General features: G+C 46.1%; 11 protein-coding genes. 8 read left to right on the forward strand and 3 right to left on the reverse strand.

The genetic code is table 11. The features are described 5' to 3' along the window. Positions 1-9: 9 nt before the first annotated feature. Genes A8O14_RS03685 through garD form a run of 3 tightly spaced genes read right to left on the reverse strand, consistent with a single transcriptional unit; the run spans position 10 to position 3,626 of the window. Positions 10-1,617, reverse strand: coding sequence for an MFS transporter (locus tag A8O14_RS03685; RefSeq protein WP_068948280.1), 1,608 nt, complete (start codon positions 1,615-1,617; stop codon positions 10-12). A 46-nt stretch (positions 1,618-1,663) separates the two neighbouring features. Beyond that, positions 1,664-2,071 (reverse strand): GlcG/HbpS family heme-binding protein, encoded by a 408-nt coding sequence (locus A8O14_RS03690; RefSeq protein ID WP_068948281.1) that lies wholly within the window; start codon positions 2,069-2,071, stop codon positions 1,664-1,666. A 7-nt stretch (positions 2,072-2,078) separates the two neighbouring features. Continuing rightward, complete coding sequence (gene garD, locus A8O14_RS03695) at positions 2,079-3,626, reverse strand: galactarate dehydratase (RefSeq protein ID WP_068948282.1); 1,548 nt, start codon at positions 3,624-3,626, stop codon at positions 2,079-2,081. An 89-nt stretch (positions 3,627-3,715) separates the two neighbouring features. Between garD and A8O14_RS03700 the strand changes: the two genes are divergently transcribed. From A8O14_RS03700 to A8O14_RS03735, 8 genes are all read left to right on the forward strand, one after another. After that, the gene (locus A8O14_RS03700) at positions 3,716-4,741 is read left to right on the forward strand and encodes a LacI family DNA-binding transcriptional regulator (RefSeq protein ID WP_068948283.1); all 1,026 of its coding nucleotides are present in this window, start codon (positions 3,716-3,718) and stop codon (positions 4,739-4,741) included. Positions 4,742-4,858: 117 nt separating this feature from the next. After that, positions 4,859-5,770, forward strand: coding sequence for a 5-dehydro-4-deoxyglucarate dehydratase (kdgD, locus tag A8O14_RS03705; RefSeq protein WP_068948284.1), 912 nt, complete (start codon positions 4,859-4,861; stop codon positions 5,768-5,770). Positions 5,771-5,785: 15 nt separating this feature from the next. Next, positions 5,786-6,541 (forward strand): SDR family oxidoreductase, encoded by a 756-nt coding sequence (locus A8O14_RS03710; RefSeq protein WP_068948285.1) that lies wholly within the window; start codon positions 5,786-5,788, stop codon positions 6,539-6,541. Positions 6,542-6,550: 9 nt separating this feature from the next. Further along, positions 6,551-7,504 (forward strand): 2-hydroxyacid dehydrogenase, encoded by a 954-nt coding sequence (locus tag A8O14_RS03715; RefSeq protein ID WP_068948286.1) that lies wholly within the window; start codon positions 6,551-6,553, stop codon positions 7,502-7,504. A 14-nt stretch (positions 7,505-7,518) separates the two neighbouring features. Further along, positions 7,519-8,466, forward strand: coding sequence for a Bug family tripartite tricarboxylate transporter substrate binding protein (locus A8O14_RS03720; protein ID WP_068948287.1), 948 nt, complete (start codon positions 7,519-7,521; stop codon positions 8,464-8,466). A 9-nt stretch (positions 8,467-8,475) separates the two neighbouring features. After that, the gene (locus A8O14_RS03725; protein WP_068948288.1) at positions 8,476-9,441 is read left to right on the forward strand and encodes a Bug family tripartite tricarboxylate transporter substrate binding protein; all 966 of its coding nucleotides are present in this window, start codon (positions 8,476-8,478) and stop codon (positions 9,439-9,441) included. 18 nt (positions 9,442-9,459) lie between these two features. After that, complete coding sequence (gudD, locus tag A8O14_RS03730) at positions 9,460-10,794, forward strand: glucarate dehydratase (protein ID WP_068948289.1); 1,335 nt, start codon at positions 9,460-9,462, stop codon at positions 10,792-10,794. 48 nt (positions 10,795-10,842) lie between these two features. Then, entirely contained in the window at positions 10,843-12,408 is a 1,566-nt protein-coding gene (locus A8O14_RS03735) for an aldehyde dehydrogenase (NADP(+)) (RefSeq protein WP_068948290.1), read from the forward strand. The last annotated feature ends 7 nt before the right edge of the window (positions 12,409-12,415 follow it).

Below are 12,415 nucleotides of genomic sequence, written 5' to 3' on the forward strand. Positions count from 1 at the left end.
AATCTCGCTTTATTGTTTTAATTGCGTCGCAATTCGTCTAGTGAGTTTGGGTGGACTAGAATCAATATGCAGGCGATGACGTTCTTCTTGCATGGCTAAATCATCTGCAGTGAATCGATCAAAGCGCCTAAGGTAGTCGGCCCAAGTTTCAAATACGAAATACTCTAAAAATTTTCCAGCATGCTCAGCGTCTTCAAATAGGCTCCAAGAAAGAGCGCCTTGTTTTAAACGTGAGCGCCTTGTTTTGGCCATGAGTTTTCTAAAGACATCAGCTTGCTCTTTGCGAATGTGATATTCAATGGAAATCATCACCGGCCCTTCGTGAGGATCAATATCTCTTGAGGGGTGGGGTCTCTCGATAGGGCAAACAGGCGATAGGTCTTCTGCTTCATGACCATGAATGCGGTGTTTGCGAATCAGGAGCAATGCAAGGATTCCAAAGATTGCACTTGCTACTACGCCAGTAGTGACGTCAGTAGAGTTGGTAATCTTTCCCCATACAAAAGCCCCAAGTGCGCTACCGCCCATCAGACTCATCTGGTAGAAAGACATGCCTCGCGCTCTAATCCAGTTTGGTAAAGAGAGCTGAGAGGCTGTGCTGAGTGTATTGCCAACACTAAACCAGGACATACCGCTTAAAACCATGATCGGGGCTGCGTACCAAAGATTTGGCACAAGCACTACCCCTGCAGAGCTAATGGAAAGGAAGATAATTCCAAAGCTTGCCATCTGTTGAGGCGTAAATTTATCGCGTAAGTAGTTCAATTGAGAGCCAACAATGATGGCGCCAAACCCTAAGCAGGACAGCAGTAGGGTAAATGTATTTGCATCTCCATCAAAATGGGATTTTGCGATGACTGGCAATAAGGCAAGCAGACTAGAAGACTGCATATAGAACAAAAATGACCGAATCAAAATCGATCGCATCGGTTTTGATTGGCGAACATATTGCGCACCCACGCGCATAGCGCCAAAGAAGCGCTCGCCCGGAAGGGTGGAAATGTAGCTCTCATTCTTCCAGCGCAGCACTATCGTCGTCATCGCTAATGACAGCACCATGTTTAAGGCAAAGACGTATTCAGTGCCAATTCCAGCAATGATGAGACCTGCAATCAATGGGCCCAAAATGCGCGAGGCATTCATGGCGATCGAATTAAGACCTAAGGCTAAATGTAAGTTGTCGCGCGGAACTAAGTCAGGAACAATCGCAGCATAAACAGGCCATCGCATTGCAAGACCCACACCATTGATAAATGTCAGTAGCAATAAAAAAATGGGATTCAGTAAGTTAAATACAGAAGACACAAACAAGAGGGTTGCATTAATAGCAAGCCATAGCTGCGTAAAGACTAAAAAATGTTTTCGATTCAGAATATCTGCAAGCGCTCCGCTAGGAAGCCCAAGTAGAAGAACAGGTAAATTTGCAGCAGTTTGTACAAGGGCAATTAATGTTGCCGAAGTGGTTAAGGATGTCATCATCCATGCTGCAGCTACATCGTTGGTGTACATGCAGACGTTGGCTACTAGCCAAGTAGTCCAAAGCGCACGAAATACGGGAATTTTTAAGGGCGTAAGCCACAAAGGAATTCTGGAAGGTAGCAGGGGTGGGGTACTCATTGCTACATTATTCCTCAATCTTGCATATTGATTGAGGACCCCCTCATTAAAGAATGGCTGCGATTCCTGCTTTGGCAGTATTACTATCTTCCATATTCTTTACGCCGGATACCCCAACAGCTCCAACGGTATGCCCATCGATCACAATATTGACCCCACCCTCTAGCATCATAGAGAGGTGTGGCACTGACAAAAAAGCTTGTCGACCCTGGTTAATCATTTCCTCGTAAACCAAGGTTTCGCGTCTACCCATTGCTGCAGTCCTTGCTTTCTCTTGTGCAAAATAAGAAGAAAGCGGCTGACAACCATCACGGCGAATTAGCCCAAGAAGATGCCCGCCGTCATCGCAAACTGCTATTGCAACAATATGACCTTTTTCACTCGCATATTGATCTGCGGCATCTAGGATCTTTTGCACATCAACTTGTTTTAAGTAAGGTTTGCTGGGTAGCATACTGATCTTAGGTCACTGGAGCAGGGTTAAATAATGAAATTGCATTGTGCAATTTCCATTGCTCTGCAAAAGTTTTCTTACGACCGCTAGCTACTTCTAGCATCATGTGAAACATTTCCCAGCCGATATCCTCAATCGTTGCAGTGCCATCGGCAATCTTGCCAGCATTGATATCCATTAAGTCATTCCAGCGCTTAGCTAGATCGGTGCGAGTAGCCACCTTAATAACTGGCACAGCAGCCAAGCCATAAGGAGTTCCGCGGCCAGTAGTAAAGACATGTAGATTCATCCCCGCCGCCAACTGTAAGGTGCCGCAAATGAAATCGCTCGCTGGAGTAGCGGCAAAGATAAGCCCCTTTTGTTTAAGCTTGTTTCCAGGTGAGAGCACTCCAGAAATCGGAGATGTGCCCGACTTAATAATCGAGCCCATCGCTTTCTCAACAATATTAGAGAGACCACCTTTTTTGTTGCCGGGAGTGGTATTAGCGCTTCGATCGACCTTACCTCGTTTGAGATAAGCGTCATACCAAGCCATCTCATCAATCATCGCTTGAGCAACTTCTGGTGTAGTGGCTCGCGAGGTGAGTTGATCGATGCCATCACGCACTTCAGTTACCTCAGAAAACATTACGCTTGCGCCAGCGCGAACTAAAAGATCAGTGCAAAAGCCTACAGCAGGGTTTGCTGTCACACCTGAAAAAGCATCACTGCCACCGCACTGAACGCCTACGACAAGCTCACTTGCAGGAACCGTTTCTCGCTTACGTGCATTGAGTCTTTTCAAATGCTCGTTAGCATTTTTCATAATCGAATCAATCATAGACATGAAGCCAACATGAGCTTCGTCTTGAAGACATACGACATCTAAACCATCAGAAGCCGAATTGCTGCTGATCGGAATGCTGCCAGGCGGTAGTAATCTTTGAGGTTGAAGCTTTTCACATCCAAGGCTGACAACCATGACTTCGCCGCCGAAGTTGGGATTTAAGCTAATGTTGCGTAAGGTCCGAATCGGAATATCGGCACCAACTGCATCAATTGCTACTCCACACCCATAAGTGTGCTCAATGCCAATCACGTCATCTACATTAGGGTACTTAGGTAGTAATTCGTTTTTAATTCGCTGTACTGCATAGTCAACTACACCTGATACACATTGAACAGTGGTGGTAATGGCTAATATGTTTCTTGTTCCAACTGAGCCATCTGCATTACGATAGCCCTCAAAAGTGTAGCCCTCAAGCGGCGGCATTGATGCAGGCTTGACTGTGGCGATTGGAAGATTATCTAATCCACGAGCATCAGGCATTTTCAGAATATGCTCGCTAACCCAGCTGCCTGCTGGAATATCTTGAGCTGCATACCCAATCGGTATGCCATACCGAATGACGGGGGAATTATTGGGTAAATCAACTAGGGCAACTTTGTGGCCTTGGGGAACATGCTCACGCAAGGTCAGTCCCGATGGGAGTTTTGTCCCGGCCGGCAAACCCCCGTCGTTAGCAACAATGGCTACGTTATCGCGGTCGGTCATGGTGATTGTCAGCGGTATCATCACTAGGTCCTATGAGTTGGCATGAAATACATTTTGTGAGATTATGGCATAAATGATAGCGCTATCAAATTTAGCTTGCAAGTACCTTTATGAGTGAAAACGAAAGTAAACGCAGTCGCCGTAGCAGCGGAGCCATCACGCTTCATGACGTAGCTCGGCTTGCTGGCGTTTCGCCAATCACGGCTTCTAGGGCTATTAATAAGCCAGAACAGGTTTCGCCTGAGCTATTAAAGCGGGTGGAAGAGGCGGTAGCGCGGACGGGTTATGTCCCCAATAGGATGGCTGGGGGATTGGCATCCTCTAGAAGCAAGCTTATTGCTGCAGTTGTGCCTAGTACAGTGATTTCAGTTTTTAACGAAACAATTGAGGCGCTAAATAACACGCTCTTTGATGCTGGCTATCAACTCATGCTTGGACAATCTGCATACTCAGCAGATCGTGAAGAATTGCTCTTGGATTCGGTCATTGGTAGACGTCCTGATGGCATCTTTTTAACTGGTGTCATGCAACCAGGTAAAGGGCGAACCCGACTCATGGCATCTGGTATTCCAGTGGTAGAGACATGGGATTTAACGCCTACTCCAATCGATATGCTCATTGGTTTCTCCCATACAGATATTGGCTTGGCGGTCGCTAAATACCTTTTGGGTAAGGGCAGAAAACAGTTCGCCATCATTCGCGCTGAAGATGAACGTGCGGATCGTAGAACGCTAGCATTTAAAGCTGCAGTTACTGAGGCGGGGTTACCAGATCCTTATGTAGTAAACGTTGGGGACCAGCGCTCTATTCGCAGTGGTCGTGATGCAATGGCCAAAATTCTTAAGCATGCACCGCGGAGTGATGCAGTATTTTGTAGTTCTGATTTGTTAGCCTTAGGCGCTTTAACTGAGGCTAGGTCGCAAAAAATTGATGTGCCAAAGCAAATCGCAGTGATGGGTTTTGGAGATGTTCCATTTGTAGCCGATATGCTGCCTTCTTTAACTACGGTTCGTATTAATGGCGGGAAAATTGGTCAATTGGCTGCGCAATATCTCATGGATAGAGCAGAAGGTAGGGAAGTTTCGGAGCCTATCGTGAATGTCGGTTTCTCTATTATCGAGCGCGACACAGCCTAGTCCTTAGTAAAAACCCTTAAATAAATCATTTGACAAGATTCTTTGGTATCGCTAACATTTGATCTAAATTGGTAGCGCTACCATTAAACTCAAAAAACATCCATCAAAGGAAAAAGTATGAATCCGCAAGATCTAAAGTCGATTGTTTCCGAAGGTTTGTTGTCATTTCCAGTGACTGACTTTGATCAGCATGGAAATTTCAATGCCAAAGGATATGCGGAGCGACTTGAATGGTTGGCGCCCTATGGTGCAACTGCATTATTTGCAGCAGGCGGTACCGGCGAATTCTTCTCGTTGGATGGAAAAGAATATCCAGAGATTATTAAGACTGCAGTTCAGACCTGTAAGGGAAAGGTGCCCATTATTGCTGGCGCAGGTGGTAGCACGCGTTTTGCAATTGAATGCGCACAAGAAGCAGAGCGTCAAGGTGCTCATGGCATTTTGTTGTTGCCACACTACTTAATGGAAACAGGCCAGGCAGGCTTAATTGCTCACGTTGAAGCGGTTTGCAAAAGCGTGAGGTTTGGTGTGATTGTTTACAACCGAAATGTCACTAAGTTAACTCCGGACTCTTTAGCAATTTTGGCAGATCGTTGCCCTAATCTGATCGGCTTTAAAGATGGCGTTGGAAATATTGAAATCATGTCATCGATCTTTTTAAGAATGGGTGACCGCTTCTCTTATTTGGGTGGATTGCCAACTGCTGAAGTCTACGCAGCAGCTTATAAGGCTTTAGGCACCCCTGTGTATTCATCAGCAGTATTTAACTTCATTCCAAAAACGGCAATGGATTTCTACCATGCTGTGGCTAAAGACGATATGGCTACGCAACACCATTTGTTAAAAGAATTCTTTATGCCTTACCTCCAGATTCGTAATCGTGATCCTGGTTATGCCGTCAGCATCATTAAGGCAGGCGCAAAAATTGTTGGGCATGATGCTGGCCCAGTCCGCGCGCCACTAGTTGATCTCAAGCCAAACGAAGTTGAAGAATTAGCAGCGCTGATTAAAAAAATGGGTCCTCAATAATACGGAGCACTAAACATGTCAAATTCACGAATTGCATTAGTCACTGGCGCTGGAAGTGGTATTGGCAAGGCTGTTGCCTTGGGCTTACTGGCAGATGGATTTAAGGTAGTACTGGCAGGCAGAAGGCTAGAGCCTCTTCAAGAGGTGGCGCAATTGGCAAAAGAGATGGGTCAAGAAGCCTATCCTGTTTCTGTAGATGTGCGTGATCCGATTAGTGTAGAAAACCTCTTTGCTGAAATCGAAAAAAAATACGGTCGTCTCGATGTGGCTTTCAATAACGCAGGCGTTAATGCTCCTGCAGTCACGATTGATGAGCTGCCTTTGGAGAAATGGCAAAACGCGATTGATACGAATGTCACTGGTGTTTTCCTCTGTGCGCGTGCTGAGTTTGGCTTGATGAAAAAACAAAATCCACAAGGCGGCAGAATCATTAATAACGGTTCCATCTCTGCCCACACCCCTAGGCTCTACACAACTCCTTATACGGCAAGTAAGCACGCTGTAACTGGAATCACAAAAGGCATAGCTTTAGATGGCAGAAAGTTCAATATCGTAGCCAGCCAGATTGATATCGGCAATGCCTTAACCGAATTGTCTGCTCGTATGACTAAAGGCGTCCTTCAGGCAAATGGCGAACTAGCGCCAGAGCCAATGATGGATGTAAAGCATGTGGCGGATGCTGTGCGCTATATTGCGGCATTACCGCTTTCAGCCAATGTGCTCAATATGACCGTCATGGCAAGTGCTATGCCATTTGTTGGTCGTGGTTAAGGAATGAAGATGAAGCCAACTGTTTTACAACTCAGTCCAATCTTGATTCCATCTGTTAGTCAAAAACTCAATGAGCTTTATGAGGTTCATAAGTATTTTGAGATTGATGATAAAGAAGCTTTTCTAGCCAAGCATGCTGCAGATGTGCACGGTGTTGTGAGTGGTGGTCATACTGGAATTAGTAAGGCCCTTATGGAAAGACTACCGAATCTGAAGGTAGTTGCTGTTAATGGCGTCGGGACTGATGCAGTTGATATGGCATATGCAAAGAGTCGTGGCATTCATGTCACTGCAACCTTTGGCGCTTTAACTGAGGATGTTGCTGATTTAGCAATCGGTCTTTTGCTTACAAGCTGTCGTGGAATTTGTGCGGGCGATCGCTTTGTACGCGAAGGGAATTGGGTGAAATTTCCATCCCCAACTGCAATACCCTTATCACGTCGCTTTAGTGGTATGCGTGTAGGCATCGTTGGAATGGGTCGAGTAGGGCGTGCTGTTGCAATACGAGCCGCTGCATTTGGCTGTCCAATTCAATATACCGATCTCAAGAAAATGGATGACTTGTCTTATGGCTTTGTGCCAGATTTGATAGAGCTTGCGCATCAAAGTGACGCTTTGATTCTTTGTGCTGCAGCAGATAAAGCTGAAGGTATTGTGAATGCAAAAGTTCTAGACGCGTTAGGAAAAGACGGATTCTTAATTAATATCGCCCGCGGCAAATTAGTGAACGAGGTGGATTTAGTTGAGGCTGTAAAGGCTGGAAAAATTGCGGGTGCTGGTCTTGATGTATTTGTAGATGAGCCCAATGTGCCAGAGGCCTTACTACAGAATGATTCAGTAGTAATGCAAGCGCACAGAGCTAGCGCAACTTGGGAGACGCGTACTGCGATGGGCAATATGGTTCTTGATAGTCTAGCGCAAGCTTTATCTGGCAAGCGACCTGAAATGAGTCTTACTACTTAAAGGCGCACAATCTAATGAAAGTAACATTCTTATTTTTTCTATTTTTAATTTGTGGACTAGCTCAGGCAGAGCCCTATCCAAATAAGCCTATTACGATCATCATCGGCTCCACTCCAGGCAGCACTAGCGATGGATTGGCGCGAGCCATTGGTGCAGAAATTACCAAGGAAACTGGTCAAGCGGTCATTGTAGACAGTAAAGCAGGTGCATTTGGCGGTATTGCAGCTCAATATGTTGCTAATGCTAAGCCAGATGGTTACACCCTCTTTGTAACAACCAATACCACTCAAGCAGCAAACCCACACCTAATCAAGAAGCTGCCATACGACCCGATCAAGGACTTCAGTCCAATTACTAAGCTTGTTCAAGGCTATATGTTGTTGGTCACCAATCCTTCCTTAAAAGTCAATTCAGTCAATGAACTTATCGCGCTTGCCAAAAAAGAGCCTGGTAAATTAACGTTTGGCGCAGGAAGTTCATCGGCCCGTGTTGCAGTTGAGTTATTTGAAAAGATGTCTGGCGCTGAGATGGTTTATGTGCCTTACAAATCCAATCCTCTGGCGGTGATGGATTTGGTTGGCGGACAAGTAGATCTAATGATTGTCGATTTAACGACCAGTCTGCCGCAAGTCAAAAATGACAAACTCAAAGCGCTGGGGGTCAGCAGTTTGACTAAATCCCCATTAGTTCCTAAATTACCCACTATTGCATCTTCACTTCCTGGATACGAGTTCTCGCACTGGAACGCCTTGTATGGACCCGCAGGAATGGACGCAGGTACGATTAAGCGTATCAATGAACTGTTTACATCAGCAATGAAAAAGCCTTCTGTTAAAAAGTTTGTTGAAGAGAATGGCATGGAAGTTTCCGTGAGCACCCCTGATGGATTATCAGTCTTCCAAAATGCAGAGTTAAAGCGTTGGGGTCAAATTATTAAAGATGCTGGTATACAGCCCGAATAAGGAGTCAGTATGAAAAATCAACTAAAGGCAGCACTCATTCTTATATCTACGGTCTTTTGCTTCAAGGTATTGGCAGCATGGCCTGATAGAACCATTACGCTCGTTGTGCCATTTCCACCGGGTGGATCAACCGATCAAATGGCTAGAGCGATTGCTCCTAAGATGCAGGCTTCATTAGGACAAAGCGTCATCATCGACAATAAGCCTGGTGCAACCGGTACCGTTGGTGCTGGATTTGTAAAGCGTGCTGCTCCTGATGGATACACCTTGCTGGTAACCTCCTTGGGTCCACTGGTCATTGCGCCGCACTTGTATTCAAGTGTTCCTTACAATGCTGCCACCGATTTTGATTACATTACCGTAGGCCTACAGTCGCCAAATGTATTGGTGGTGCCTGCAAATTCACCTTATAAGACATTGGCAGATTTAATTGCAGCAGAAAAAGCAAATCCAGGAAAACTTTCTTTTGGGAGCTCTGGAAGTGGATCATCAGATCACCTGGGTACAGAGATTTTCTGGCAGCAAACCAATACGACTGGGGTGCATGTTCCCTATAAAGGCGGCGGCCCAGCAATTACCGATGCTATTGGAGGTCAATTGGACGCACTGTTTGCTAATGTGAACTCAGTGATTCAATACATTAACGCTGGTAAATTACGCCCCCTCGCTATCGCAGGTACAAAGCGCTCACCAGTTTTGCCAAATGTACCCACATTCGCAGAATTGGGCTACAAGGAAGTGGTGGCATATGGTTGGCAAGCGGTTGCTGCTCCCAAAGGTTTGCCTGCAGATGTTAAAGAAAAAATCTATAAATCAGTGATTGCGGCATTAAATGATCCGCAGGTTAAAAAGAACTTTGTTGATCTTGGATACGAGATAGTAGCCAATACACCAGAGCAGTTTGCGCAGTATCAAGCGCAAGAGAATGCGCGCTGGAAAAAGCTCATCGAGTCTCGTCAAATCACTGCAAACTAAGAGAACCAATATAAAAATATGAGCAATGCTGAAACACCAAAGATTGTTGAAGTAAAAGTCATTCCTGTAGCCGGTGAAGACAGTATGCTCATGAACTTGAGTGGTGCGCATGGGCCTTACTTCACTCGTAATATCGTCATTCTCAAAGATAGCTCCGGAAACATTGGGGTAGGTGAGGTGCCGGGCGGCCAAAAGATTGAAGACACACTCAATCAGAGTGCACAGATCGTTATGGGTACATCTATTGGCGCCTATAAATCTGCATTAAATGCGGTCCGTGAAAAGTTTGCTACCTTAGATGCTGGCGGCCGTGGCTTGCAAACCTTTGATCTGCGTACAACAGTGCACGTTGTTACAGCATTAGAAGCTGCTTATTTAGATTTACTCGGTAAGCATTTAGGTGTTCCGGTTGCAGAGTTGCTAGGCGAAGGTCAGCAGCGTGATTCTGTTGAAATGCTCGGTTATTTATTCTTTTTGGGTGATAAGGCTAAGACGGACTTAGCATATCGTTCAGAAAAGGATGCTGACGATGCCTGGTTTAGGGTTCGTAACGAAGTGGCAATGACACCCGAAGCCGTCGTGCGCTTAGCTGAGGCTGCATACGAGAAGTATGGCTTCAAAGACTTTAAGTTAAAAGGTGGTGTTTTGGCGGGTGAAGCAGAGGTAGAAGCAGTCACTGCATTAGCAAAACGCTTTCCTGATGCACGCGTTACTTTAGATCCCAATGGTGGCTGGTTATTAAAAGATGCCATACGTTTAATGCGTGATATGCATGGCGTGTTGGCATACGCAGAAGATCCTTGTGGCGCTGAGGGTGTCTTCTCTGGACGTGAGGTGATGGCTGAATTCCGCCGCGCTACGGGTCTGCCAACGGCAACCAATATGGTGGCCACTGATTGGCGTGAGATGCAGCACTCTATTCAGCTCCAATCAGTAGATATTCCGTTAGCTGATCCGCACTTTTGGACCATGGCTGGCTCAGTACGTGTGGCACAGATGTGTCACGAGTGGGGTCTTACTTGGGGTTCGCATTCCAATAATCACTTCGACATTTCATTGGCGATGTTTACCCATGTTGCGGCGGCAGCGCCAGGCAAGATCACTGCAATCGATACCCATTGGATTTGGCAAGACGGCCAACGTTTAACCAAAGAGCCATTCCAAATCAAAGGTGGTCATGTGCAAGTGCCTAAAAAGCCTGGCCTTGGAGTAGAGCTTGATATGCAAGAAGTAGAAAAAGCGCATCGACTCTATAAAGAGAGGGCATTGGGTGCTCGCGATGACAGCGTTGCTATGCAATACCTTATTCCGAACTGGAAATTTAATAACAAGATGCCATGCATGGTTCGTTAAGAACCCGACCAATCAGAAACATTTAACAGTATTACTAGAAAGAGCAAGATGACAATCGCAGGCAATATGATTATTGGGCAAGAACTGGTTAAAGGTTCTAAAAAAGCAATCTACGGAATTAATCCTGCTACTGGTGAGAATCTAGAGCCAGCCTATTTAGGTGGAAGCGCACAAGAAGTAGAGCGTGCTTGTGCTTTAGCCGATCAAGCATTTGATGTTTATCGTGAAACAGATTTAGAGACCCGCGCTAAGTTCTTAGGGCAAATCGCTGCCAACTTGGCCGCTAATGGTCCCGCTATTATTGAGCGCGCTGGCCTGGAGTCAGGCTTACCAAAAGCGCGACTTGAGGGAGAGTTGGGTCGGACCATGAACCAACTCAAACTATTTGCCGAGGAAGTGAGAGCAGGTCGCTGGTTGGGGGTGAAGATTGACACCGCAATACCAGAGCGCACACCATTGCCGCGCTCGGATTTGCGTTTACGTCATATTCCTTTAGGTCCTGTTGCTGTATTTGGTGCAAGCAATTTTCCGCTAGCATTTTCAGTAGCGGGTGGTGACACTGCCTCTGCATTGGCAGCTGGTTGCCCAGTGGTTGTCAAAGGTCACTCTGCACACCCAGGTACTTCTGAATTGGTTGGTAAAGCCATCCAGGCGGCTGTGAAATCTTCTGGTCTTCCAGAGGGCACTTTCTCATTGTTATTTGGTTCAGGTGCGGATATTGGCTCTGCACTGGTGGCTGATTCCAGAATTAAAGCGGTTGGATTCACAGGTTCACGCTCTGGCGGTGTTGCTTTGATGAAGATTGCTGCAGAACGTGCAGAACCTATTCCTGTATATGCAGAGATGAGCAGCATCAATCCGGTATATCTCTTGCCGGAAGCTCTTAAGAATCGCGCCGAAAGTATTGCAACAGGTTTTGTGAACTCGATGTTGATGGGCTCAGGCCAGTTTTGTACTAATCCGGGCCTACTGATCGTCAAAGAAGCGCCAGAATTGGATGGCTTCGTTAGAAAAGTGGTTGACCTCGTGAGAGCGGCAAACCCAACAACGATGTTGACACCAGGAATTCACCAAGCATTTGAGTCTGGAGTTGAAAAGCTATCAGGTAATGCCAATGTAGATCTACTGGCTCAAGCGCAAGGTAGTAGCGGCCCCAACCAATGTCGTGCTCGCTTATTTTCTACTTCTGCTCAAGCATTCTTAAAAGATCATGCATTGCGTGATGAGGTATTTGGATCATCCTCACTCATTATTCGTTGCAAAACCGACGAAGAAATCCTGGAGTTAACTCGCAGTCTTGAAGGCCAGCTCACTGCCACCGTATTAATGGATCAAGCTGACAACACGGCTTTTGTGAAAAAGCTGTTGAGCATCTTGGAGCGCAAAGTAGGGCGCATTCTCTTTAATGGTTACCCAACAGGAGTTGAAGTTTGTCATGCCATGGTTCATGGTGGGCCATTCCCAGCCACTTCTGACAGTAGAACAACATCAGTAGGAACGGAAGCTATTTGGAGATTCTTGCGCCCAATCTGCTATCAGGATTTCCCAAGCGATCTATTGCCTGAAGCCCTAAAAGATCAGAGCCCTGTGCCTAAGCTGGTCAACGGCAAGTAAATAATCA

Origin of the sequence: Polynucleobacter wuianus (assembly GCF_001659725.1) — a bacterium.
GTDB lineage: Bacteria > Pseudomonadota > Gammaproteobacteria > Burkholderiales > Burkholderiaceae > Polynucleobacter > Polynucleobacter wuianus.